The organism is Luteipulveratus mongoliensis, assembly GCF_001190945.1.
Lineage (GTDB): Bacteria > Actinomycetota > Actinomycetes > Actinomycetales > Dermatophilaceae > Luteipulveratus > Luteipulveratus mongoliensis.
In genome coordinates this window covers 271,039-294,875 of record NZ_CP011112.1, presented here as the reverse complement: position 1 = coordinate 294,875, position 23,837 = coordinate 271,039, and the positions used below count along the sequence as shown (strand labels likewise).

Genomic DNA, 23,837 nt, shown 5'->3' with positions numbered 1-23,837 from the left:
CAGCCAGCCCGACACTTCGAGGTACGGATGTCCCTACCGGTCACGAGCGAGCGCCTGCTACCCGCGCCGGTCGAGTAGGTGAGCGCCCCAGCGCGAGCCGTATCGAGACCTGGTGAGTGCGCGCACCTGGTCTCGATACGCCTCCGCTGGCGCTCCGGCTACTCGACCAACGGAGCTTCGGTGATGTCGCTAGCGACGTCTAGACGACATCGTGATGACGTCGCTATGGTGTCAACTGTGACGTCACTCATCGCACACCTCGATCTCGGCGCCCCGTGGCGCCTGCTCCGTCGCCGGCGAGACCTGAGGCTCCTCGTGGGCGCCGGGCTCGTCTCGATGACCGGCGACTGGCTGCTCGCGATCGGCCTGACCTACTCGGTGTACGCGCTCACCGGCTCGACGCTGGCGTCGGCGGCGACGCTGCTGGCCGGCTTCGTGCCGCAGGTCCTGGCGGGTCTGGTGGCGGGCGTCTTCGTCGACCGGTGGGACCGCCGACGCACCATGGTCATCGCGCACGTCCTGCTCGCGGCCGGGCTGCTGCCGCTGTTCGCGGTGCAGGGGGTGGGCCAGGTCTGGATCGTCTTCCCGGTGCTGATCTGGGAGTCGGCGATCGAGGTGTTCTTCGCGCCGGCCGAGCAGGCGATGCTGCCCAGAGTCGTCGAGGAGTCCGACGCAGGCGAGCTGATCACCGCCAACGCGCTGAACGCCCAGAGTCAGAACGTCGCACGCCTCGTCGGCGGCGGGCTCGGGGGCGTGGTTGCGGCGGTGGGTGGCATTCCGGCCGTCGCCGTGGTCGACGCCATCACCTTCCTGATCGCGGGCGCGCTGGTGCTGGCGATCAAGACCTCTGGGCGACGTACGTCCGACGACGGCGATGACTCCGCGGAGGACCTCGTGCTCGGCCGGCTCGCCGAGCTGCGTGCTGAGTGGACCGAGGGTCTGCGCGTCTCGTGGGGCTCGCCGACCGTGCGGGTGCTGCTGGTCTTCTGCCTGATCACCTCCGTCGGCGAGGGGATCATGGGCACGCTCTTCGCCCCGTTCGTCCGGTCGGTGCTCCACGGAGGACCGCAGGCGCTCGGCCTCATCAGCGGCATCCAGGCGGTCGGCGGAGTCGTCGGCGCCCTCGTGGTCGCGACCTTCGGCGGCCGCTGGTCGCCGAGACGGATGCTCGGATGCGGTGCGCTCGCGTTCGGTGTGGTCGACCTCGTGGTCTTCCTCTACCCACTGACGCTCGTGGCCACCTGGCCCGCCGCGGTCGGCATGGTCGTGGTCGGTCTTCCCGGAGCCATCGTGTCTGCCGGGATGATGACGCTCTTCCAGCAGCACAGCACCGATCGACAGCGGGGCCGAGTCTTCGCGCTGGTGATGCTGGCCAGGTCGGTGGCGATGGTGGTGGGTACGACCGCGGCCGGCTTCCTCGGCGAAGCCATCGGCATCATGCCGGTCCTGGCCTGCCAAGGAGTCGGCTACGTCGTGGCGGGCTCGATGGTGCTGATCTGCCTCGAGCGTGCCCCTGCCCCTCGTCGGCCTCTGGTCAGCGCCTGACCTGTCTGATCCGTACGGAGCGCTCGAGATCGTCGAGACGGTCCTCCCAGATGCGCCGCAGCACGGTCGGTGGCTCGGCGGCAAGCGCCGTGCGCACCTGCTTCACGGTCTCAGGTGTGGCGGCGTGGACCGGGAACGCGTCTCCGATCTGCTGCGCCACACCTTGGCTGCGAGTGGCGAGACTCGGAGCCTCGTCGAGGTAGCGACCGACGTACGGCGCGACGAGATCCGCGTGCTCGGCCGACCAAAAACCCTTGGCACGGGCCTCGAACGTGCGGTTCGAGTCAGTGGCGCTACGACCGAACAGTGCCTCCCACGCGACGGCCTTCGCCTCAGCGGTGGGTTGCGCCGCAAGGGCGCGTGCCGAACCCTGTTCGCCCTGCGTCGACTTGTCCCGCTGCGCCTCCTCACCGATCCGCTGCTCGTCGATGGCACCGAGCTCGGCCAGGCGTCCCACGATCCGCCAACGCAGGTCCGCCTCGACGTCGACACCGTGACTGGTGCGCTCCGACCTGAGCCAGTCCTCAAGCATTCCAACGTCATTCGTTGATGCCGAGCGGACCCGTGCGCGGGTTGCGGCCAGCAGGATCGACGCGTCAGAGGCACGGTCGAGCACAGAGTCGAACGTCGACGCGAGCTGCCGATGGGCCTGCGCGAGCGCGTCCGGTGCAATCCAGGAGCTGAGCACACCACCGAGCCGATCGATCACCCTCTCGACGATCGAAGCGTGCGACTCGCTCGGAAGATGGGCGGCCACGAGGTCCAGGAGCTCTGTCGGCGTGAGCTCCGAGGAGGCCACCATGTCGAAGGCCGTGGACCACACCACCGCGCGAACGGTCTTGTCCTCGATGGTCGAGAGGCCCTGGCGTACGGCGCCCCAGGACAATGGGTCGAGCAGCACCCGCGCGAAGGTCTCGTCGTGGCTGTTGGGAATGACGGCGAGCCCAGCGAGCTGGGGCAGCGACAGGGAAGCCTGGCTGATCTCGTACGACTCCGTCGAGACCTCGCGCAGCCGGTCGTTGTCGATCGTGTACGCCGCGATCCGAGTTCGGTGCTGCCGGTCGCCTTCGCGCGAGATGACGGGAACGTCGCCGTCTCGGCCCACCCGAAGAGTGTCGAATCCCGTTGTGCGCAGCCAGGACTGGGCCCAGCCCCGGACGTCCCGAGTCGACGCAGTGTCGAGCGCATCGATGAGATCGTCCAGGCTGGCGTTGCCGAAGCGGTACTGGGAGAGGTACGCGTTGACGCCGGCGAGGAACTCGTCCTCGCCCAGCCAGGTCACCAGCTGCCGCAGCGCGGAGTTGCCCTTGCCGTAGGAGATCGAGTCGAAGATGCCGATCGCTGTGTCGACGTCCGGGACCGAGCCGGGGTCCGGAGCCACCGGATGTGTTGATCGACGTTCGTCCGCCCGGTAGGCGAATCCCTTGAGCCCAAGGGAGAATCGGAGCCAAGCCGCATCGAACTCGGTGACGGCCGCGCTCACCTGGAACCCCATGTAGTCCGCGAACGACTCGCTCAGCCACGAGTCGTCCCACCAGCGCATCGTCACGAGATCCCCGAACCACATGTGGGCCATCTCGTGGGCGATCACCTCGGCGCGCAGCCCACGCTCGGCATCGGTTGCCTGCCCACGGAACAACAGCTCGTCGCGGAAGGTGATGCATCCCGGCGACTCCATGGCGCCCCAGTTCAGACCGGGAACCATGACCTGGTCGTAGGGCCCAAACGCGTACGGCTCGTCGAAGATCGTTGTGTAGTGGTCGAAGCACGCGGTGGTGACCTCACGCAGCTCGTCAGCGTCGCGGTCCAGCTGCGCCCCGAGGGACGCCCGGGCATGCCAGCCGAACGAGATGCCTGCGTGCTCGAATCGCACTGAGTGCCAAGGCCCGGCGCACATGGTGAAGAGGTAGGGCGAGATCGGTGGCGTCGGTGAAAAGGTCGTCAGGCCGGACGCCGATGACTCGAAAGCACCGTTGGCCAACACGCTCCAGGCGGTGTTGGCACGCACCGCAAGGTGCACCGTTGCCTTGAGGTCAGGCTGGTTGAAGCACGCGAAGATGCGTTGCGTCGCATCCATACCGCCGAACGCACAGATGTAGGTCGCACCGTCTGCAGGGTCATCGAAGCGATGCATGCCCTCGCCATCGTTGACATACGGCAACGTCGCTTCCACCACCACGGTGTTGGCAGCAGTGAGCGCTGGCAACGTGATCCGCTGATCGGAGTACGCCTGGGCCGGCAGCCGCTCGCCGTTCAGTGTGACGGTCACGGCCGTCGCGTTGGTCAGCTCGATGAACGTGGAGGTGCCCGGCTGACGACACGCGAACGTGACTTCGCTGCGGGATCGGAACGTACGGCCGCTGTCGAGCTCGAACAGTACGTCGTACGACTGGACCGCGATGAGGGCGGACCGCTCCCGGGCTTCAGCGTGAGTCAGCGACACCCATGCACCCTCTCAGTCCACCTGGACTCGCGCGACCGTATAAAGCGCGCTCGGACGGAGCGCCCCCGACAGTGCGGACGTCTACACCCGTACGGTCGGCCAAAGTCGTCTGGTCGCTCTTCTTCTGCGGAGGTCCGCTGTGCCCACTACCCGTCGCCAGGTCATCCGCGGCAGCCTGCTCGTGGCGTTCTCGTTGGCCGCGCTACCGGCGTGCAGTGACGACGGCCCGAGCACCGGCAGCAAGGGGGACACGAAGACGCCGCAGGACTCGATCGCCGGGATGCTCTCCCTCGTGCCGGACACTCCAGCGAACCGCAAAGACGTCACCGTCAACCGGTTCGACCCCGCCTGGAAGGCCTCCGGCTTCGACCGCCACGCCACCGGTGCCGAGCTCGATCGCGGAGGCCTCGGACTGACGATCGGTGGCGGAACGAAGGGCAGCACCATCGGGTTGGCGCCCACGACGTTCTTCGCAGGCAACCTGATTCGGCCGAGCGAGGTGCAGGCGAAGTTCGGGTACGACCCGGGCCGGCTGACCGCCGACATCTCCGCGGGTGCTCCACCGGAGACGCACCAGGTGGTCCGTGGGGTCTTCGACTCGGCCGCGGTGCAGAAGGCCGTCAAGACCTCGGTCGGACCCCAGGCCACCGTGACCAAGATCGGCGGCGTCGAAGCGGTGCGCTGGCTGGACGACCTCAAGATCGACATGTCGCTCGCGGGCAAGTCACCACTGACCCAGATCGGCCAATCCGGCCGCGTCGCCATTCCTGATGGCAGCACCCTCGTCTACGCCCGCACCGACGCCGGCCTGAAGGCGCTCGCCGGGCTCGCCGAGGGCCAGGGCACTTCGCTCGCGAACGCAGCCGATCTCAGAGCCGCGGCCGATGCGCTCGACAAGGCCGGTGCGTACGCCGCATGGCTGAGCACCGAGCGGGTCTCACCGACGTCGGCCACCCGCGGTCGCCCACTGACACCCGAGCAGCTCAAGGCAGCGATCGGGGACCTCACCAAGACGGGCCAACCTCCTTACGCCGCAATGGGACTCGGCCAGGCACGAGACGGCGCGAAGCAGCTGCTGATCGTGACCTTCGTGCACGCCGATGACTCCACGGCCAAGACGGGTGCGACGCGACTGACCGAGATGGTCAAGACCGGTCGTTCGACGAGCACTGCCCAGTCCTGGTCCCAGATGTTGCTCCGACCGGACATCACCACACAGGGGCGCGTCGTGGTCGGGCGTTTCGAGGTCGGCAACGTGACGCTCTGGACCCGGATCCCGCAGCAGCAGGACAGCCTGCTGTACACCGCCTGACCGGGCTCAGCGCACGGTGAGCATGAGGTCGACAACCTCCGCCGGTTCGGACTCCCAGGGACGGCCGAGCGCCAGCCGCAGCTCGCCGTCCCCCGGTTCGGTGGCCATCAGCTCGATGACACTGGTGCGTGCCTGACCAGGGGTTCGCACGGGGCTCTTGGTCGGCCCGAGCTCGGCGTCGGCCCGGCGCAGGACGACGCACGAGGGGACCCGGTCCGCGCTCCATCGATAGCCCGTGCCGCTGGGATGACTCAGCCGGATCTCGAGGCTGTCCTCGACCGACAAGTCGATCTGCTGACCGGGCCTGGGGGACTCCATGACGTGATGCATGAGGGTGTCTCGGTCACCAGACGTACATCGACATGATCGAGCCCGGAGGGTCCTCTTGGGCGACCGGAGCGATCCCCGACGACTGAGCGTGAGCAGCGAGCAGCGTCAATACCGTTGAGCCGGAATCGGTTTGGCGACCGAGCTTCTTCCAGCCCGCGGTCTGCAGGTGGATCTGAGCGTTGCGGTTCGTCTGCTCGGCCCAGAGGGCGGTGACCTTCTGGCCCGTGATCGCCGCCGCCGCGGTCGCCGCGGTGTAGCCGGCCGCTACCGCGGTGCCAGGCGGCTGCATCGTGGGCTCGGGCGCGTACGCGTCATCAGCCGCTGCGTCGGCCGTCGACGCATCGCCGGCCATCAGCTGGAGCTCGGCGTCACTGAGCGGGTGTGGATCGGGCGCGACTTCCGTCGTGGGGGCCGAGTAGGCGGCCGTACGAGGGATACTCGCCTTTGGGGCGGCCTTGCGGGTGCGTGTGGTCTTGGTGGGCATGACGTTCTCCTTGAGTCTCGTGCGGTCAGTACGCGTAGGCCTGGGTGATGAGGCCTTCGTCCTCGTAGGCGTTGACGAAGGCGCCCTTTCCCTTGGCAGTCAGCAGGTCGGCGAACATCGCGACGTGGGCCGTGCTCGTCGTACCTCCGACGTGCAGCCAGCCGTTGTCCTGGACGTAGACCCAGCCGCTGCGGTCGTAGCCCGAGCCGTAGCCACCGAGCACCTTCTTCGCAGCGGTCCACGTGCGCAGCCGGACTCCGGTGACGCCGATGTTGGACCAGGTGTCGATGAGGCACTCGCCGTATCCGATGTAGCCGAATCCGCCCATGCCCCAACCGGTTCCCCAGCTGTTCTTGATGATCCACGCACGCTTGGCGTCGTCGTACCCGACGATGGCGACGCAGTGGCCGCCCTCTTCCGCTCCGGTCACGTGCTTGTAGACGCCGGCGGAGTAGCTGTAGAAGTCGGTGTAGACGATGAAGCAGCCGGTGACCGGACCGACATCGACCAGATGTTGCTTGATCGCGGCGATCTTGTTGGTCAGGTCGGCGGTCCCGGTCGCGCGAGCGCGGTGGCTCTCCCAACCAGACGGAGCAGATCCGCCACCGGAATTGCCTGGTGTGTAAGGGAACTCGGTCTCGTAGGTGATTCCCTTGGTCGTGCAGAACGTCAGCGCGGGGAGGGGCAGCCAACCGGTGAGGCAGGTGACGCCGACGGTGCCGCCGTGTCCGTAGAACAGGTGCGCCTCCGACAGGTCGACCGCGAGCGCAGGCATCCTGCGGGCGTACCGTGCCGTGCCTTCCATGACGGCCACGCTCCCGAAGGACACGCACGAACCGCACGACCCCTGGTCGCGGATCCCACTGACATAGCTCTGTCCCGAGACGTTGCGGAGGTCGAACGACGCGGCCGCTCCGGCATCCGCGGCCGGCCCGGCGTCAAGGGTTTGTGGGCCTGCTGCACGCACGCCTGCTGCTCGCCGCTCGAGGGCGGCGCGATGGCTGTCGTCGGGTACCGGCACGCCGAGGCGGATGCGGCGCTGCTTGGCGGTCAACGCGGTGAGGTGATTCTCGCCGGCCTCCCAGTCAGCGCCATCGGTGTCGGCGACGGCCGCCTGTACGGCCGCAATGTTGATCTGCTCTTTGGCCATGGTCCTGCTCCCTCGTCCCGGCGGTCTCCGGTGCGGGGGCCGACACAACTAGGAGGGCGACGCGGCGCACCGTGATACCGCGATCGCGACCGGGGCGATCACGGGGAATGGCGAAGGCCCACGTGACAACGATGTGACCTGACAGGATCGCTCAGCGTGACAGGGGACATCGAAGACTGGGACCAGCGCATCCGAGCGGCGCTCGAGGTGGGCGACGTGATCGACCTCGCGCCCGAGGTCGAGGACGAGGACCTCTCACCGGAGGACTCATCGTCGTGGCGTGGTGATCGTACGATCCCTGCCGCCGCCCTCCTGAGTGCGCTGGTCAGCACGGGCGGCCGAGCCGCGGACCTGCGGATCCGCGGCGCGCGCATCGAGGGTCAGCTGGACCTGGATGACGTCCCCGCACTGGGTGAGCTGTCGCTGGTGCAGTGCGACGTCCGTGAGAAGGTCCTGGGCTCGGGGGCCAGCATCCGCCGGCTCGACCTGCGTGGCTCGCGCCTGGCGGGGATCACGCTGGTCGGCGCGAACATCGCCCAGCAGATCTCTGCACAAGGGGCCGTCTTCACGGGCGAGTTGCAGCTGTCGGAGATTCAGGTCGGCGGGCCGGTCGAACTGAGCGACGTCCGACTGACCAACCCGGGGGCCACCACGCTGTGCCTCGACGGTGCCCGGATCAGCGGGCCGGTGACAGCCGTCGGCCTGATCTCGACCGGAGTGGTCACGGCGGTACGGGCCCATCTGGCCGGACGATTCGACCTGACCGAGGCCCAGCTGACCAACCCGAAGGGCGACTCCCTGAAGCTGGACGGCGCGGTCGTGACCGGCGCCCTGATCGCGAGAAGGATGTTGGCGCGCGGCGAGGTCCGAGCTCGTGGTGTCGAGCTGGGGCACCTGAGCCTGGCCGGCGCGCGACTGAGCAAACCCCATGAGCGGGCATCGACCACGCCCGACGGGCAATGGAGCAAGCTGCACGCGCTGACGCTGGACAACGCGGTGATCCGGGGCGGTGTGATCGCTGAGGACATGACCGCCTCCGGTGAGGTGCGTGCACGGCTCGCGGAGATCGACGGCGACGTGGTCTTCAAGAACGCTCGGCTCAGCGAGCACGACGGCGACGCGCTGACGCTCGACGGGCTGCGCCTGAGCGGCTACCTGTTCGCCACGGGTCTGACCGTCAAGGGCACGGTGCGTGCCAAACGCGCCAAGATCAAGGGCCCCATGGATCTCACGGGCGTGCATCTGTCACGTGCCAACGGGGATGCGCTGCAGCTCTACCGTGCTGAGATCGCCGCACTCCTGCTTGACCGGCGGCCAGACATCGAGGGCCGAATCAGCCTGCGGCGCGCCGAGATCGGCGACCTGATCGTCAGCAAGACCGGTGAGGAGGATGCCGAGCTGACCAAGGCCAGGCTCGACGCGATCGGGTGGGAGCTGAAGGACCTGGACGGCCCGCTGCGCAGCGACCGTGACGCCGTCGCCCGGTGGCTGGACACCGCACCGACCCCCGAGGGCGGCGATCGGTTCGCCTCGCAGCCCTGGCACGAGGTCGCGTCGGTCTACGACCGCGCCGGCGCGTCCGTCGACGCCAACTGGCTGCGCTACCAGGCAGCGGTTCGCGACACCCGCTACAACACCAAGTGGTACGCCAAGCCCTACGAGTGGGGCTATCGCTGGCTGGTGGGCTACGGCTACCACCCGTTCTGGCCGATGATCCCGCTGGCGCTCGTGATCATTCTCAGCTGCGGCATCTGCGCGACCAACCATCGCGCGTTCGTGATGGCCGACCCTCTGGGGTACGCCGACGTCACTGGCGACACGACCCACCACGGTGAGCCGATCACCGGCAGCACTCCCTGCAAGGAGATCGCGGCCGACTATCCATGCTTCGATCCGGTGCCCTACGCGCTGACCACTGTCACGCCGATCGGCGCGCTGCAGAGTCCGATGTGGGCGCCGAGTTCCGAGAATTACCAATGGATCTCGTGGGGTCTGGTCGTGCTGAAGGCGTTCGGCTGGATGCTCAGCGGTCTGCTCCTCGCCGGGGTCACCGGCCTCCTCAAGAAGACCTAGCCACCACGCCCTCGCTGGTCGAGTAGCCGGAGCGCCAGCGGAGGCGTATCGAGACCCGGTGCGCGCGCTCACCGGGTCTCGATACGCCTCGGCTGGCGCCTCGCCTACTCGACCAGCCTTGGGTCCCACCACACGGCGGGTCGTTCGCGGCCGCTGGTCACGGGGAGGTAAAGACTGGATCACGGGTCGGGACGGTGCGTGCGCGATCCGCTAAATCGGCCAACTGAGTGCCACGATGAGCCCATGTCGTCGAATGCTCTGGCGATCCGTTGCCACACTGTCGAAAACCACCACCTGACAACAGATTTCACTGATCAGGCGGCCATTTTGCTGCAAACTTTGGTGGCCGATGGTGCCGCGCTCGGATGGACCAGTCCTCCGAGCCGTGCCGAGGTCGCAGACCTCCTCTGGGAAGTCGTGGATGACGGCCCGAAGGACGCCCGCCTGGTGATTGCGTCGGTCGATGACCGGCTGGCCGGGATGGGCTTCTGGCGGCGCTATCTGCGGCCGACCTATCGCCCGCACGCTGACCTCGAGAAGGTCGCGGTGAGCCTGGACTTCCGGCGGCGCGGGGTGGCCCGTTCCTTGGTCGAGGAACTCGTGCTCACGGCGACAGACGCCGGCGTCGAGATGCTGACGCTGGACTTCCGCGGTGACAACCTCGGGGCTGAGCAGCTGTACCTGTCGTGCGGTTTCCGCGAGTACGGGCGACTCCCGCACTTCGTCGCACCCGACGATGTGCACCGCCTCGACCGGGTGCTGCACGTCCGCGACCTGCGCCCCGCGTAACCGCTGGTCGAGTAGGCGAGGCGCTAGCCGAGCCGTATCGAGACCAAGGTGCGGCATGCCCGATGGGCGTGACCCCCTCCAGCAGCCACGCCCATCGGTCATGCATCGGCGGCCGAAAGTCCCCCAACCGTGGGCCGCCTTCCCTCGAGCCAGGCGCTAGGCGGCGCCGGTAGGCCGAGGTGTCACGCTGTCATCAGCTGACATGAGGGAAGAGCGGCCCGATTCACCGGTGATACGCCCCCATTCGCCCGTCTCACATATTGAGATCGAGGTCTGAGCGACCTACCAGCCGGCGCCGAAGCACATGAACGAGCTGGGTACGTCGAGGTCCAGCTCCGCGGTCGCCTCAGCCAGGGCGTACGACGGGAGCCGGCCGGCCGCCAACCTCGCGTGCGTCCCGGCCAGGACTTCGCAGGCGACGTCGTCATCGACGCTCGCGGGAGCGGCGATGACGGTCTCTGCGCCGGCATGCAGCCAGGCGACGGTCATGCCGATCGCTTCCTCACCCCATCGAACCGTGGAGCGGCCCAGCTCACATGACGAGAGGACGACGGTGCGCGGCACCGAGGCGAGCCGGTCGATGTCGTAGCCGAACCACGGTCCGTCGGCCAGCTCCAGACCGGAGAACAGGGGGTTGTCCGCCGAGTGACGCCCGTGTGCGGCGACGTGCAAGACGTCGGCCTGCGCCGCGCCGGCGCTGACCTTCTCCGCGGTCGCCGCCGACCCGGCGAGCACAGACGCGCCACGACCCCAGGCTGCAGCCGACCGGCGTACCTCCTCGTCAGCACGTGCCACGCGCGGTCCGGCGACGAAAGCCGCTGTGCCCGGGGGCTTTTCGCCAGCTTCCTGATGCGTGAGCCAGAGCGACGCTGATCGCGGCATCGTGAGCGGATGGCCGGCGAGATCCGGGAGAAGGGTCCAGGGCGTCCCGGCGAGACCGCCTGTCGGCACAACGAGCACGGGCCGGTCGGCGATCAGGTCCGCGGCCGGCGCGATCAGATGATCGGAGAGCGTGGCGAGACGATCGGCCAGGCTGGCATGGACGACTTCGCGCAGCTGGGCGGGCAGGTGCGCGGCAGACATGTCGAGGTCGGCCTGCAGGCCTTGGAGGATGCGCTTCACAGGTTCGAAACGGCCGAGATCGACGAGGCGCGCCTCGTCTCCGGTGGCGACCAGGAGTCGCAGCTGCCCGCTGTGCGTGACGAGGTGGACGAGCATCACACCGTCGTGGATCGCCAGCTGAGCCATCAGCGTGTCGAGGGTGGCCGGTTCGGTGACAAGGCCGGATCCTGGGTCGTGCCAAGCTCTTTCGCGGATCTGCTGCTGCAGGCGTGACGACTTGCGCACGAGCCCGGTGACACTGTCGCCAGCGGTGTCTGCCGCCCGGATGGCCGCGTGGATCTCGCGCAGCTCCTGCAGCTGCTCCACACCTTCGGGGTTGTCCGGCGGTCGCACTGGAGCGACGCGAGTCGTCAGTGCACGAGCGCGTTCGGTCCACTCGAGCACGACCCCGGGGTGCCCGTCCTCGACAGCGAGCCGAAGGCCGGCCTGCGCGAGCGTGCGACCGTGACCGACGACGGAGCTCTGCAGGTCGAGGCTCCCGAACGACGACTGCCAGTCGTGCAGCTCGGCCAGCCCATCGCGTACGTGCTGCATGGCGTCCGCGCGCCGCCGCCCGGCGAGGGACAGCTCGGCCCGTACCTCGTGCTGCAGCAGCCGGTTCTCGAGGGGAGCGTCAGCACGCTGTCGTACGCCGCGCACGCGACGCCGCGCCTCCGCCAGGTCTCCCGTGCGTACGGCCATCCGGGCCGACTGCAGCAGCACGGCCGAAGCGTCGTGAACCAGACCCTGCTCGCGCAGCCGGCCCGCGATGTCGGTCGCCTCCTCGAGCAGCGCAGGACGTCGTACGCCGGCGGCCACCTCGGCCGAGAGCGCGACGGCCTGAGCGCGAGTCGCCCAGGCATCGCTACCGCGGTTGCTGAACAAGCGCGCCGCCCGACGAGCGATCTTGCGGGCCTCGCGCGGCTCGTCGTTGCCGATGTTGAGCCGAGCGAGCACGAGCAGCGCCTCGGCCTGGCTCTGACGGAGCCCCCGGCGACCGAGGACTCCGCTGGCCTCGCGGAGGCTGTCGGCCGCCTGGTGGGGCAGACCAGCCGCGATGAGTGCTTCTGATCTGTCCTGTGCGCTGACGGCCTCGTAGACAGGGCCGAGCGAATCCATCCCGGTCCGCGCCTCCTCCATGAGGCTGACGGCTCGGGCTACGTCGCCAGCGACGAGTCGGGCGTACCCGAGGTTGTGGCGTGCCTTGTCGCACGCCTCCGAGAGCTCGGCTCGTTCGAACTGTTCAAGGGCGCGCTCGAACTCGTCACTCGCGGCGGTTCCCTGGCCGCGCTGCAAGTAGACGAGACCGCGATTGAGATGAAGGTTGCCGATCGCCTCGTGCTCCTGCAGGTCGAGGAGCGGCGAAGCCGTCGCAAACGACTCCAGCGCGGCTGACCCGTTGCCGGCCAACGAGTGCAGGAGCCCCTTCTGGGACCAGATCAGACCGACAATCGGATCAGGCACACCGGTCAGCTGGAGTGCGTGCTCGCACAGATCGATGCCGTCCTGGACCGTGCCGAGCTCGGACTCAGCCCACGCCAGACTCAGCTCGATGTGCGCGATCGTCGCGTTGTCATTAGCCCGCGACAGCGCAACGCTGAGCGTGCGGCGCGCCTGGGCATGGCGGCCCGCCCGACTCTGGGTCAGGCCACGCTCATGCAGCTCCGAGGCAGTCAGCACCCACCAATCATGGCGTGATGCCGGTGACTTCGCGGACTGCCCTCCAACCCCGTCGAACTGCGCTGCGCGCATCGTCGGCCTTGGGAGGCAGATCCTTGGCCAGGACCTGAGCGATCCGGCCGGCGACGTAGGGCGCGGCGAAAGACGTCCCGCTCCACAGCGCGAAGCCGCTGGTGAAGTCGTCGGGGTCGATCGAGGCACGCTCCTCGCCCTCAGCGGACGTCCGCGCGATGGGCTCGAGCCCACCTTGGAACGGTGGCGTCGTGCTCATCACGGAAGCCCCCGGAGCGTACGTCCGCACCCAGCTGCCGCTATTGCTGAACAGGGCGACCGTCGTGTTGTCCGGGTTGAGCGCCCCGACCGAGACGATGGGCAGCTTCTTGCGTGTCGCGTTGAGCCCACCATCGTGTGGTGCGAGGGCGGCCGGATAGAACGGTCGAGCGGTGGCGTCGTTGCCGACTGAGCACACGACCGTCGTGCCGCTGGAGGACAGGACATCCAGGATCTTCTGCAACGTCGAGTCGAACAGAAGGTCCTCGGGGGTCTCGTGGTAGTAGCCGAAGGACAGGTTGAGGACGTCGATCGGATGGCCCCCGGGCTCTCCGGAAGCATGGCGTCGGGCCAGCTCAGCGATCTGCGTCAGCGCGGTCAGCCAGGTCGACTCCACGATGACGCCGGCCGAGCTGATGAGTCGCCACGAGACGATGTCGGCGTCCGGGCACGCCTGGTGGACCAGACCGGCGATGAACGTGCCGTGACCCGCCAGGTCATCGAGCCCACCGTCGAGCGGTCCGGTCTGATCGGGATTCCGCTCGCCGTCCGTTGCGGCGTCGATGTCGCCGATCGGTTTGCCGTCCAGCCTGACTTCGGTCTTGACGATTCCGTCGAGCCAGGGGTGCGAGCCACAGCCTGTGTCCAGAATCGCGACGACCGGGCGCCTGCCCTTGATGTCCCGATCAGCACGTCGATGCGGAGCCGGGCCAAGGAACGCAACCGGCTGGCGCCCGCCGCTGCCGGCCAGCCCGTACGACGCGACGGCGTAGCTGGTGGCCGCCTCATCGGCTGGGTTGCCCCGCCCTACGGGGTTGCCGCGTCCTACGGGGTTGCCGCGTCCGACGGGGTTGCCGCGTCCGACCGGGTTGCCCCGCCCTACGGGGTTGCCGCGTCCTACGGGGTTGCCCCGCCCTACGGGGTTGCCCCGTCCGACCGGGTTGGGAGTGATTCGCATCGCGGTCGGCGTCTCGGAGTGGCTGGCCACCAGGACGTGGTCCAGCGCGACGCCGGCCAGGTCCTCGAGGGAGTGGTTGGCGCGTGCGCGTTGCAGCAGCGTCCAGCCGTCCGGCGTCTGCGCGACAGTGCCCTTCTTGACTCCGATCGAGACCGTTGCCACGCCGAGCGGGCCGCTCTCGTCGTGGAGGTACGCCGTCTGTCGCGCCTTCTTCGCGCGTCCCCGGCCATCGCCCGGCGTGTCCTCAGCGAGCTCCCACCCGAGCTGGTCGGCGGCTTCCTCCAGGATCGGCATGACCTTGTCCCGATCCGTCTGCAGCGAGATGGTCAGCCGGTGTCCGACGTAGGCCGTTGAACGCGGACTGACACCCGCCACCGACGCTGCGTTACGGGGATCGAGGATGCGACCATCCGCATCGCCCATGACCTTCCGTGACGGAAGGTCAGGGTCATGATCGTGCCGCTTCGGCGGAACGATCAGATTGGGCGTGTTGGACTCGGTCACAGCTCTCCCCTATCAATGCGATGTCATGGCCTGTGGCAGGTCGCCGCGCAGGACAGTGTCTGCGCGGGCCCGGTCAGAGTTCGAACGATGGTGTGGCGAAAAGGTTTTGGGTGTTGTCGTCGCCGGAATCCGGCGCAAGATCGTTGACGATCATGCGGCACAGCCCCCCGTGCACGCGGTCGATCTCGAAGCGGCCCTTGGAGTCGGACTCGGTGGACACCTCGGAGTCCTGATGCTTGACCGTCACGCGCACGCAGCGCGGCGGTGACACCCAACCGTCCACCCGACGCATCGACGCATCGAGTGAGCTCACGCGCATCATCAGCGAGCAGGTGCTTCCCGAGAACACGATCGTCAGCGTCTCGTCGTTGTCGCGCCGGGTACCGACCAGCTCGCGGCTGCGTTCGACGAGGTGTAGGAGCTCGTACTCGGCGTCCATGTCCTCCATGGCCACGGAGACCAGCACCTTGTCGACGAGCCTGTCCGGCATCGGGTCGTGGGCCGACCACATCGTGGCGAGGTCGGCGTACGTCACGTCAGGCTTCATTGGGGGCCCCTATCGGTCGGTTCGGCGAGGAGGGTCCTCAGCTTGTCCAGGCATCGGCCTCGGGTCGGGCCGATGCTGCCTACGGGCATGCCCAGCTCCAAGGCAAGTCCGGAGTAGTCGGGTCGGTCGGAGAAAGCGATGACACGCAGCAGCCGCTGGCATCGTTCGGACAGCTGCGAGACGCCGGCCCAGAGGCGGTCGCCCTCGTCGTGGGCGATGGCTTCGGACTCGGCCGATCGCAGCTCGGGCGCCCGCAGCTCGATGACGTCGTCGCTCACCGGCTCGGTGCGTCCCTCGAGTCGCGACACGCGCCATGCCTCGCGGCGGGCCGTTGTCGTGAGCCAGGAACCCACTGCCTGCGCGTCATTGATCGAGTCACGTCGGCGTACGAGCGCGAGCCAGGTGCTCTGGACGACGTCTTCAGCGCGGTCACGGTCAAGCCCGTACGCGCGAACGACCTGCCACAGCACCGGGCTCAGCACCCGCACCATCTCGTCGAGACCTTGAGCATCCCCATTGCTCCACCGTCGGAAGCAGCCGGCCGCTTGAGTCCACACACTCTCCCCCGGTGGAGCCGTGGACGTCTTTTCAATGGTCACGCTGACCTCCTCCCGGCCTCGACGACGAGACCCCGGTCGGAGCCTCTCATCCGCACAGGAGCAGGTCGTCGCGCCGTTGATACAACTGAGTTCAACGAATTTACGCCGGTACGCCGGACGCGGCCTCCCGATTTCGCAGGCCAGCCGTCCGCGCAGGTATCCGAGACCGCACCCTAGGCTTGCTTCTCGTGAGCGAACCTTCCCTTACCGGTCTGCGCAGCCCGTGGTTCTCGACGGCCCTGGCAGTCGCTGTCGTCTTCCTACTCGTCACGAAGCTCATCGACCTGGCAGGTGGCGCAGACTGGGGCACGCTGTCCTGGGTCTTCTTCGTCCTCAACGTCGTGGTGGCCGTGCTGGTCGTCCAGGACGCCGTCAGGACCTGGCGCAAGCACCGGCAGGCCTGAGCCGTGGACGGCACCGGCCCCAGTCGTACGGCGTGGTCTGCAGCGGTCCATCGCGCGACCCATCAGGTTCTCGAGTCCGGCACGATCTTCGCTGACCCGCTCGCCGTCACGATCCTCGGCGACGCTGCAGCGCTGGATGACCCTCGGTCTGCAGATCGCAGTCGGATGCGGCTGTTCATCGCGGCCCGGCACGGCATCGGGGCGCGGGTCGTGGACCGTGCTGTCGCGGCCGGCACGACACAGGTCGTGATCCTCGGCGCCGGACTCGACACGACGGCGTACCGCCCCGTCGCCCCGCCTCGCGTCTTTGAGGTCGACCACCCCAGCACCCAGGAGTGGAAGCAGGCCCAGCTCGCGCAGGTCGGCCTCGAGCCGACTTCCGACGTCGCGTACGTCGGGGTCGACTTCGAGCGGGAGTCGTTTCTTGAGCGGCTGATCGCCTCGGGGTACGACGCGTCGTTGCCGGCCGTCTATCTCTGGCTCGGTGTCGTCCCCTACCTGACAGCGTCGGCGATCGCCGAGACCCTGTCCGTGGTGGGCGGTCTGCCGGGGGCCGAGCTGGTCCTCGACTACGCGGCGCCACGTGAGCACCTGGATGACGCTGACGCACAGGCACGCGATCGTGCCATCAGCAAGGTCGAGGCCATCGGGGAGCCGTGGCTGTCCTTCTTCACGCCGCCGCAAATGCGAGACCTGTTGAATGACAACGGTTTTGGCGAGATCGATGATCTGACGGCGCGGCAAGCCATTGATCGCGTCCTCGGTCGCGAGGAGATCCCCGAGCAGCGATCCGCCGGACACATCGTGCACGCACGACGTTGAGCCGTACGCCGGTCGGTGACCGACCGACGTACGCCACGTCTGCGGGGCCGGGCTCAGTGCCCTTGCCGATACTGAAAGGAGCCTGCCGAACACCCTTCTGATACGGGCATTCTCGTTCGCTTGCGGGCGTTCGTGGGCGGGGTGATGATGGTTCGTATGGCCGACACTTCTCGCCTGCACCGCCCTCGCTACCCGATGCCGGACGACGTCCGCACGGCGCTGTCCGACGAGGGTGTGCTCAAGGCGTACGACGAGCGGCCGGCGTACCAGCAGAACGACTACATCGGCTGGATCGAGAAGGCCAAGCAGCCCGCGACCCGGCAGAAGCGGATCGACCAGATGGTCGATGAGCTGCGCGAGGGCGGCGTCTACATGGGGATGGCCCACAAGCCCTCGACGAAGACCCCACACGCCCGCCGCTGACCGAAACTCAGTCAAGGTCCTGGGTAGCGCGCGCTCCAACGCGCGGGCCTCAGGACCTTGTTCGTCGTACGCCGGACGGAGCGCGGACGTACCGTGAGCCATGTTTGTGCAGAAGCCGCCCGGGGGACCTGACGTCGACCGCCTCTACGAGCGCGATCGAGCCGGTGATGGCTACGTCACCAACTACACGCAGCTGTGGGCTTGGCGCCCGGAGGTCTACGACGCCTTCGTCCAGCTGCGCGGGATGACGACCGGCCCGTCGACGCTGAGCGATCGCGAGCTGGCGGTGCTGGTCTGCGCGACCGTCTCGACGATGCGCGACTCCTACTGCTCGTACGGCTGGGGCGAGAAGCTCAACGCGCTCGCCGGGGCGGACCTCACGGCCGCGATCATCGCGGGCGGACTGCCCGAGGAGCTCTCCGCGCGCGAGCGGGCCATCGCGATCTGGTCCCGGCGGGTCGTGGCCGACGCCAACGGCACCTCCCAGAAAGAGGTCGACGCGCTGCGCGACGCCGGCTTCGAGGACCGCGAGATCGTGGAGGCGACGATGTTCATCGGCTGGCGGATCGCGTTCTCGACCGTCAACGATGCGCTCGGTGCCGGACCCGACGTCCAGCTCGCCGAACGTGTCCCTGCGCAGGTGCGCGACGCCGTGACGTTCGGCCGTCCGGTCGGTTAGTCGGCGGCCGGCGCCTGACCCGGCCGCAGTCGTACGGCACCCGGGTATCGACGGCTCGGACGGTCGGGTGAGGATGAGGGCCCGACCGCTCAGCTGGAGGTGCGATGACTCGCGTGGTGGTGCTGGACGACTACCAGCAGGTGGCCCGGACGTACGCCGACTGGGACGCCCTGGGCTGTGACGTCACGTTCGTCGACCACCACGTCCGCGATGTCGGGGCGCTGGCCGAGCTGCTGAGCGGAGCGGCCGTGGTCGTCGCGATGCGGGAGCGGACGGCGTTCAGCCGGGAGGTACTCGCTCAGCTGCCCGATCTGCGGCTGCTCGTCACGACGGGCGCCAAGAATGCGGCCATCGACATGGCGGCCGCGGCTGAGCAGGGCGTCATCGTCTGCGGCACCGACTCGCTCCCCCACCCGACCGCCGAGCATGCGCTCGCGCTGATCCTGTCGCTCGCCCGGCAGATCCCACAGCAGGATCGTTCGTTGCGAGAGGGTCGTTGGCAGACGTCGGTCGGGGTCGCGCTGTCCGGCGAGCGCCTCGGCGTCATGGGACTCGGGCGGCTCGGCTCGCGCGTGGCCCAGCTGGGCGCGGCGTTCGGGATGGACGTCGTCGCGTGGTCGCCGAACCTCACGCCTGAGCGCGCGGTCGAGGTCGGGGCCGCGGCTGTCTCCAAGGAAGAGCTGCTTGCCACGTCACGATTCGTCACCCTGCACCTCAAGCTCGGCGACCGCAGCCGCGGCGTGATCGGCCAGGCCGACCTGAGGCGGATGCGCGCCGACGCCTACCTGATCAACACGTCGCGCTCGGGCCTCGTCGATCAGAACGCGCTCGCCGAGGCGTTGCAGACCGGGGACATCGCCGGCGCGGCCGTCGATGTCTATGACGACGAGCCGATCCCGTCGGACGATCCGCTGCTGGCCGCGCCACGCACGATCCTCACGCCGCACCTCGGCTACGTGGTCGAGCAGGGGTACGCCGTCTACTTCACCCAGGTCGTCGAGGACATCGCCGCCTTCCTCGACGGCGCGCCCGTACGCGTCCTCGCCTAGCCGCGTATCGCGGACTCTAGCGTTCGCCCTAGACAAGCGAAGACGTACCGATCGAGCGGTGCTGTTTGCTATCGCAAGACGACTCGCTAACGCGTAGGTGCCTCCCCTCGAGGGGAGGCACCTACGAGTTAGCGAGTCGTCTTGCGATAGCAAAGGTCGGTGTACGACTCAGCTCGGGTCGGTGGCGGTGGGCTCGACGACGATCTCGACCTCGAAACCCTCGGAGCTCTCCAGGTAGAGCGCGGTGTGCTCGTCGCCGCCGGCATGCGGGAATCGGTCGGCGAACAGCTCGTGCCACCCGTGGCCCGAGGACTCGGCGCGCATCCGGTCGAGCAGCTCGCGGTCCTCGATCACGAAGGCGATGTGGTTGACGCCTGCACGCATCCGGTCGTGCTCACCGGACTGATCCGACGAGGACTCCATGAACAGATACGTGCCGTCCGGGTGGGCCCACGATCGTCCCGACTCCCAGGACAGGTCCGACTCCCAGTCGAGATGCCCGAGCAGCCAGGCCCACTCGTCACCCGCGGTCGCGTAGTCGTCGGCCCAGAGGTCAAGGTGGTGAATCGCTCGCGCTGCCATGGAGCCATCTAACCGTCCGGCCTAGCATCAGGCGATGGCCGCGCGGAAGACCACCCAGCTGGCCTCGGACCTCCTGGTCGAGCTCGACCGGGCAGGTGCCGAGCCGATGCACCGTCAGATCGAGTCCGCCATCCGCGACCGGATCAGGACCGGCGGGCTCCCCCTTGGTACGTCCGTGCCCGCCTCTCGCAGCCTCGCTGCGGATCTGGGTGTGTCGCGGGGAGTGGTGGTCGAGGCGTACCAACAGCTTGTCGCGGAGGGCTACCTCGCGAGCACGCCAGGTGGTTACACCCGCGTCGCGGCGGGGCCGGGCACCCCGACGCCGGCGCCCACTCCGGAGGCGAGGCCGTCGTACGTCGTCGACTTCGGCTACGGACGCTCGGACGTCGCGAGCTTCCCGCGCGCGGTCTGGCTCAGGTCGTTGCGTCGGGTGTTGACCGAGGCGCCGAACGACCGACTCGGCTACCTCAGCGGCAACGGCATGCTTGAGCTGCGCGAAGGCATCGCCGACTATCTCAACCGCGTTCGGGGTACGTGTGCCGACCCGGAGACCGTGGTCATCACCGCCGGGTACGCCCAGGCGAGCCACCTGCTCATGGCCGTCCTTGCGGCGCGCGGTGCTCGCGTCGTGGTGGTCGAGGACCCGTCCGCCAACGACGACGTACGACCGCTCGCGGACGCCCACGGGATCAAGGTCATCGGCGTACCCGTTGACGATGACGGCCTGCGCGACGACGCGCTCGCCAACGTCGAGGCCGACGCGATCATCCTCACCCCGTCACACCAGTGGCCGACCGGAGGCGTGCTGACGGCGGAGCGTCGTGCCGCGGTCATCGAGTGGGCGAGATCGCGCGATGCGCTGGTCATCGAGGACGACTACGACGCCGAATATCGTTACGACAGAACACCTCTCGGCGCCATGCAGGGTCTGGCGCCCGATGTCGTCGCGTACGCCGGATCGTCCAGCAAGACGCTCGCGCCCGGTCTCCGCGTGGGCTGGCTCATCCTGCCTCCGGACCTGGTCGGTCCTGTTGCCGAGGCGAAGGTGCTGGCCGACCGAGGCGCGCCGGCGATCGATCAGCTCGCGTTCGCCGACTTCCTCCAGCGCGGTGAGCTGGACCGGCATCTGCGGAGGATGCGTCCGGTCTATCGGACACGTCGCGACGTGCTCCTCGCGGCGCTGGCCGAGCACTTGCCCGACCTGGAGCCGACCGGTATCGCGGCGGGTCTGCACGTCGTCACCTGGCTGCCCGACCACCTGGATGAGGACGTCGTGGTCGAGGCTGCCGCGCGGGCGGGCGTGCACATCGTCGGGCTGCGTCCGTATCGCTTGAGTCCCGGCCGCGGTGGGCTGATCTTCGGCTACTCCAACCTGAACGAGCGGGCCATCGTGCAAGGCGTCCGCCTCCTCGCCCAATCGCTGGTCGAGTAGGCGAGGCGGGTCTCGATACGTCCTCCGCTAGCGCTCCGGACTACTCGACCCAAGTAGCCGAGCCGTATCGAGACCTGGCTACGGCGAGGCCCGAGTCTCCCTGCGACGCAAGGGGTCTCGATACGCCTCCGCTGGCGCTCCGGCTACTCGACCAGCGGTGCGGGTTAGCGCTCCGGCTACTCGACCAGCGGTGCGGGTTAGCGCTCCGGCTACTCGACCAGCGGTGGGGCTGGCGCTCCGGCTACTCGACCAGCGGCTTCGTCAGGCGGCGCGCTTCTCGGCTGCGGCGAGGCGGGACGGGAGCGCGGTGGGCACGATCGGCGTACGACGGCTGGGGCGCTTGACCTTGGCCGCGATGTGGTTGGGCAGCGACAGCCGGATCACCTTGGACCAGGCCGACGCGACCTGCCGCGGCAGCGAACCCGAGGTGTACTGCAGGCCGTAGCGCTCACAGATGTCCTGCACCTGGGGCGCGATCTCCTGGTAGCGGTTGCTCGGCAGGTCCGGGAACAGGTGGTGCTCGATCTGGAACGACAGGTTGCCGGTTGCGATGTGCATCGCCTTGGAGCCGTGGATGTTGGCCGAGCCGATCATCTGGCGGAGGTACCAGTCACCGCGAGTCTCGCCCTTGATCGACGTCTTGGTGAACGTCTCGACGCCCTCGGGGAAGTGGCCGCACATGATGACCGAGTGGGTCCACAGGTTGCGGCCCAGGTTGGCGGTGAAGTTGGCCAGGAGGGTCCGACGGCCGGAGCCGGTCAGGGCGGCCAGCGCGGGGTGCACGACGTAGTCCTTGGTCGCCTGCTCGCGGATCTTGTTGACCACCTTGGTCATGTCGCGCTTGAAGATCGCCTTGTCCTTGCGGCCGGCGAAGTACTTGCCGAGCTCCAGGTCGTAGGCCGCGATGCCGTACTCGAAGAAGCACGCGTTCACGAAGTTCCACGCCGGCTGTCCGAGGTAGAAGGGGATCCACGGCTGGTCCTCGTCGACGCGCATGATGCCGTAGCCGAGGTCGTTGTCGCGGCCGAGCACGTTGGTGTACGTGTGGTGCAGCTCGTTGTGGCTGTGCTTCCACAGGTCGGCGGGCGACGCGTTGTCCCACTCCCAGGTGGTCGAGTGGATCTTCGGGTCACGCATCCAGTCCCACTGGCCGTGCATGACGTTGTGCCCGATCTCCATGTTTTCCAACACCTTTGAGACCGTGAGGCCGATGGTGCCGGCGACAAAGGCAGGCTTCGACTTCGAGAACAGCAGCACCGCGCGGCTGGCCATCTCGAGGGTCCGCTGAGTCTTGATCACGCGTCGGATGTACGCCGCGTCGCTGGCTCCGCGGGCCTCGATCACGCTGGCGCGCACCGCGTCGAGCTCGTTCCCGAGCGACTCGATGTCCTCTCGCGTGAGGTGCGCGATCGGGTTGTGCTCCTTCTTCTGCAAAGCAGTCATGGTGCGTCCTTTCGGTGGACGAGTCAGGTCAGAGGTCGATGTCGCAGCGCCCGGCAGCAGCCGAGATGCAGGTCTGGATGAGTACGCCGTCGCCGGGCTGGGCCGTGGTGACGTCGCCGCTGCGCAGGTCGCGGACGGACCCTTCGCGCAGGGGCAGCACGCAGCCGAAGCAGACGCCCATGCGGCACCCGGACGGCATCAGGACGCCGGCTTCTTCGCCGACGTCGAGGATCGGACGTGAGCCGGGTGACTCGACCTCGCGGTCGAGCTTGGTGAAGCGGACCGTGCCGCCTTCGCCGGACGCCTCGCGGAGCGCGGGGCGGAACTTCTCGATGGTCAGCAGATCCGCGAGTCCCGCTGTCTCCCAATGGGACTCGAGTGCGTTGAGCATTCCGCCGGGACCACAGGCGAACGTCGCGCGCTCGCGCCAGTCGGGCACGAGGCTGTCGAGCTCTGTCGCGTTGAGCATCCCGTCAACGTCAGTGTGCCTCTCCTGCAAGGAGATTCGGCCGTCGGCAGCCAGGCCGCGCAGCTCGTCGGCGAAGATCACGTCTTCAGGGCGGGGTGCGGAGTGCAGCAGGACGACGTCATCGAGGCGCTCGACCGTGTGTCGCAGGATGCCCATGACTGGAGTGATGCCGCTGCCGCCGGTGAGCAGGAGGACCTTGCGCGGCAGTGTCTGCGGGAGGACGAACTCGCCGGCCGCCTGCTCCATCTGGATGACCTTGCCGGCCTGGAGCGACTCGACGAGGTGAGTGCTGACCGCGCCGCCACTGATCGCCTTGACGGTGATCGCGATGCAACTGTCGGTGCGCGGACCGGAGGTGATCGAGTAGGCCCGCCACATGCGTACGCCATCGATGTCGACGCCCACGCGGGTGTACTGGCCGGGCACGTGGCCGCGCCAGCCTCGCCCGGGGCGGATCGTGACGGTCACGGCATCAGTGGTCTCGGGAGTTACGGCCTCGACGCGGCCGCGCAGCTGGGTGGTGGAGCGCAGCGGGTCGAACAGGTCGACATAGTCCTCGGGCAGCAGCGGCGTGGTGGCCGCCTTCACCAACCGGAAGGCGTGGTTACGCCAGCCCGGGCGCCCTTCGAGAGGGCCGTCAGCCGGCGTGCGGCTGGTTGCTGGAGCTGTCATGAGACCAGAGTGCTGCCCGGTGGGGTCTAAAATCTTGCCCACCAGGCGTGAACCGAATGCCCTGAATTGTTCGGAGC

The 23,837-nt window shown here is 68.3% G+C and carries 21 protein-coding genes; 10 read left to right on the top strand and 11 right to left on the bottom strand.

Features of this window, described 5'->3' with window-relative positions:
- Nucleotides 1-237 precede the first annotated feature (237 nt).
- Nucleotides 238-1,545 carry an MFS transporter gene (locus VV02_RS01425; RefSeq protein WP_169787616.1) on the top strand — a complete coding sequence of 436 codons (1,308 nt, stop codon included), beginning with the start codon at nucleotides 238-240 and terminating at the stop codon, nucleotides 1,543-1,545.
- Here VV02_RS01425 and pepN read toward each other — a convergent pair.
- Nucleotides 1,535-3,988: an aminopeptidase N gene (pepN, locus tag VV02_RS01420; protein ID WP_052589387.1), complete on the bottom strand. Its 2,454-nt coding sequence runs from the start codon at nucleotides 3,986-3,988 to the stop codon at nucleotides 1,535-1,537. The two genes, VV02_RS01425 and pepN, sit on opposite strands and share 11 nt — an antisense overlap.
- 139 nt (nucleotides 3,989-4,127) lie before the next feature.
- Between pepN and VV02_RS01415 the strand changes: the two genes are divergently transcribed.
- A complete protein-coding gene (locus tag VV02_RS01415; protein ID WP_052589386.1) occupies nucleotides 4,128-5,300 on the top strand; it encodes a hypothetical protein in 1,173 nt (390 codons plus the stop codon).
- A gap of 6 nt (nucleotides 5,301-5,306) precedes the next feature.
- Here the strand turns inward: VV02_RS01415 and VV02_RS01410 are convergent, their stop codons facing one another.
- The 3 genes from VV02_RS01410 to VV02_RS01400 are packed head-to-tail and all read right to left on the bottom strand — an operon-like array spanning nucleotide 5,307 to nucleotide 7,264.
- Nucleotides 5,307-5,618 carry a protease inhibitor I42 family protein gene (locus VV02_RS01410; protein WP_169787615.1) on the bottom strand — a complete coding sequence of 104 codons (312 nt, stop codon included), beginning with the start codon at nucleotides 5,616-5,618 and terminating at the stop codon, nucleotides 5,307-5,309.
- Between the two features lie 25 nt (nucleotides 5,619-5,643).
- Nucleotides 5,644-6,114, bottom strand: a complete 471-nt coding sequence (locus VV02_RS01405) for a hypothetical protein (protein WP_052589384.1) — start codon at nucleotides 6,112-6,114, stop codon at nucleotides 5,644-5,646.
- Nucleotides 6,115-6,139: 25 nt separating this feature from the next.
- Nucleotides 6,140-7,264, bottom strand: coding sequence for a C1 family peptidase (locus VV02_RS01400; protein WP_052589383.1), 1,125 nt, complete (start codon nucleotides 7,262-7,264; stop codon nucleotides 6,140-6,142).
- A gap of 156 nt (nucleotides 7,265-7,420) precedes the next feature.
- On the opposite strand from VV02_RS01400, the gene VV02_RS01395 reads away from it, so the two are divergent.
- Both VV02_RS01395 and VV02_RS01390 read left to right on the top strand, forming a co-directional pair.
- Entirely contained in the window at nucleotides 7,421-9,337 is a 1,917-nt protein-coding gene (locus tag VV02_RS01395) for a translocation/assembly module TamB domain-containing protein (protein ID WP_052589382.1), read from the top strand.
- Nucleotides 9,338-9,580: 243 nt separating this feature from the next.
- Nucleotides 9,581-10,126, top strand: a complete 546-nt coding sequence (locus VV02_RS01390) for a GNAT family N-acetyltransferase (RefSeq protein WP_083449827.1) — start codon at nucleotides 9,581-9,583, stop codon at nucleotides 10,124-10,126.
- A gap of 282 nt (nucleotides 10,127-10,408) precedes the next feature.
- Here the strand turns inward: VV02_RS01390 and VV02_RS01385 are convergent, their stop codons facing one another.
- From VV02_RS01385 to VV02_RS01370, 4 genes are all read right to left on the bottom strand, one after another.
- Nucleotides 10,409-12,907 carry a CHAT domain-containing protein gene (locus VV02_RS01385; RefSeq protein WP_052589381.1) on the bottom strand — a complete coding sequence of 833 codons (2,499 nt, stop codon included), beginning with the start codon at nucleotides 12,905-12,907 and terminating at the stop codon, nucleotides 10,409-10,411.
- Between the two features lie 7 nt (nucleotides 12,908-12,914).
- Nucleotides 12,915-14,639 carry a S8 family peptidase gene (locus tag VV02_RS01380; protein WP_052589380.1) on the bottom strand — a complete coding sequence of 575 codons (1,725 nt, stop codon included), beginning with the start codon at nucleotides 14,637-14,639 and terminating at the stop codon, nucleotides 12,915-12,917.
- Nucleotides 14,640-14,712: 73 nt separating this feature from the next.
- On the bottom strand, nucleotides 14,713-15,186 hold the full coding sequence (locus VV02_RS01375) for a hypothetical protein (RefSeq protein WP_052589379.1): 474 nt from the start codon (nucleotides 15,184-15,186) through the stop codon (nucleotides 14,713-14,715).
- The gene (locus VV02_RS01370; RefSeq protein ID WP_052589378.1) at nucleotides 15,183-15,785 is read right to left on the bottom strand and encodes an RNA polymerase sigma factor; all 603 of its coding nucleotides are present in this window, start codon (nucleotides 15,783-15,785) and stop codon (nucleotides 15,183-15,185) included. The genes VV02_RS01375 and VV02_RS01370 overlap by 4 nt, the downstream gene beginning before the upstream one ends.
- A 188-nt stretch (nucleotides 15,786-15,973) precedes the next feature.
- Here VV02_RS01370 and VV02_RS01365 point away from each other — a divergent pair, with 188 nt between their 5' ends.
- From VV02_RS01365 to VV02_RS01345, 5 genes are all read left to right on the top strand, one after another.
- Entirely contained in the window at nucleotides 15,974-16,189 is a 216-nt protein-coding gene (locus VV02_RS01365; protein ID WP_052589377.1) for a hypothetical protein, read from the top strand.
- 3 nt (nucleotides 16,190-16,192) lie between these two features.
- On the top strand, nucleotides 16,193-17,011 hold the full coding sequence (locus tag VV02_RS01360) for a class I SAM-dependent methyltransferase (protein ID WP_052589376.1): 819 nt from the start codon (nucleotides 16,193-16,195) through the stop codon (nucleotides 17,009-17,011).
- A gap of 156 nt (nucleotides 17,012-17,167) precedes the next feature.
- Entirely contained in the window at nucleotides 17,168-17,434 is a 267-nt protein-coding gene (locus VV02_RS01355) for a YdeI/OmpD-associated family protein (protein WP_052589375.1), read from the top strand.
- Nucleotides 17,435-17,534: 100 nt separating this feature from the next.
- Nucleotides 17,535-18,113 (top strand): carboxymuconolactone decarboxylase family protein, encoded by a 579-nt coding sequence (locus tag VV02_RS01350; RefSeq protein ID WP_052589374.1) that lies wholly within the window; start codon nucleotides 17,535-17,537, stop codon nucleotides 18,111-18,113.
- A gap of 104 nt (nucleotides 18,114-18,217) precedes the next feature.
- The gene (locus tag VV02_RS01345; RefSeq protein WP_052589373.1) at nucleotides 18,218-19,162 is read left to right on the top strand and encodes a D-2-hydroxyacid dehydrogenase family protein; all 945 of its coding nucleotides are present in this window, start codon (nucleotides 18,218-18,220) and stop codon (nucleotides 19,160-19,162) included.
- Between the two features lie 168 nt (nucleotides 19,163-19,330).
- Here VV02_RS01345 and VV02_RS01340 read toward each other — a convergent pair whose 3' ends face one another.
- Nucleotides 19,331-19,744 carry a VOC family protein gene (locus tag VV02_RS01340; RefSeq protein ID WP_052589372.1) on the bottom strand — a complete coding sequence of 138 codons (414 nt, stop codon included), beginning with the start codon at nucleotides 19,742-19,744 and terminating at the stop codon, nucleotides 19,331-19,333.
- 34 nt (nucleotides 19,745-19,778) lie between these two features.
- Between VV02_RS01340 and pdxR the strand changes: the two genes are divergently transcribed.
- A complete protein-coding gene (gene pdxR, locus VV02_RS01335; RefSeq protein ID WP_052589371.1) occupies nucleotides 19,779-21,176 on the top strand; it encodes a MocR-like pyridoxine biosynthesis transcription factor PdxR in 1,398 nt (465 codons plus the stop codon).
- Between the two features lie 261 nt (nucleotides 21,177-21,437).
- Here the strand turns inward: pdxR and VV02_RS01330 are convergent, their stop codons facing one another.
- The gene (locus tag VV02_RS01330) at nucleotides 21,438-22,619 is read right to left on the bottom strand and encodes a fatty acid desaturase family protein (protein WP_052589370.1); all 1,182 of its coding nucleotides are present in this window, start codon (nucleotides 22,617-22,619) and stop codon (nucleotides 21,438-21,440) included.
- A gap of 28 nt (nucleotides 22,620-22,647) precedes the next feature.
- A complete protein-coding gene (locus tag VV02_RS01325) occupies nucleotides 22,648-23,760 on the bottom strand; it encodes a ferredoxin reductase (protein ID WP_083449824.1) in 1,113 nt (370 codons plus the stop codon).
- Nucleotides 23,761-23,837: the final 77 nt, after the last annotated feature.

Coding starts and splice junctions, on each gene's coding strand:
- VV02_RS01410 (WP_169787615.1), bottom strand. CDS start 5,618: ATGGAGTCCCCCAGGCCCGGTCAGCAGATCGACTTGTCGGTCGAGGAC.
- VV02_RS01405 (WP_052589384.1), bottom strand. CDS start 6,114: ATGCCCACCAAGACCACACGCACCCGCAAGGCCGCCCCAAAGGCGAGT.
- VV02_RS01400 (WP_052589383.1), bottom strand. CDS start 7,264: ATGGCCAAAGAGCAGATCAACATTGCGGCCGTACAGGCGGCCGTCGCC.
- VV02_RS01390 (WP_083449827.1), top strand. CDS start 9,581: ATGTCGTCGAATGCTCTGGCGATCCGTTGCCACACTGTCGAAAACCAC.
- VV02_RS01375 (WP_052589379.1), bottom strand. CDS start 15,186: ATGAAGCCTGACGTGACGTACGCCGACCTCGCCACGATGTGGTCGGCC.
- VV02_RS01355 (WP_052589375.1), top strand. CDS start 17,168: ATGGCCGACACTTCTCGCCTGCACCGCCCTCGCTACCCGATGCCGGAC.
- VV02_RS01350 (WP_052589374.1), top strand. CDS start 17,535: ATGTTTGTGCAGAAGCCGCCCGGGGGACCTGACGTCGACCGCCTCTAC.
- VV02_RS01345 (WP_052589373.1), top strand. CDS start 18,218: ATGACTCGCGTGGTGGTGCTGGACGACTACCAGCAGGTGGCCCGGACG.
- VV02_RS01340 (WP_052589372.1), bottom strand. CDS start 19,744: ATGGCAGCGCGAGCGATTCACCACCTTGACCTCTGGGCCGACGACTAC.
- pdxR (WP_052589371.1), top strand. CDS start 19,779: ATGGCCGCGCGGAAGACCACCCAGCTGGCCTCGGACCTCCTGGTCGAG.
- VV02_RS01330 (WP_052589370.1), bottom strand. CDS start 22,619: ATGACTGCTTTGCAGAAGAAGGAGCACAACCCGATCGCGCACCTCACG.
- VV02_RS01325 (WP_083449824.1), bottom strand. CDS start 23,760: ATGACAGCTCCAGCAACCAGCCGCACGCCGGCTGACGGCCCTCTCGAA.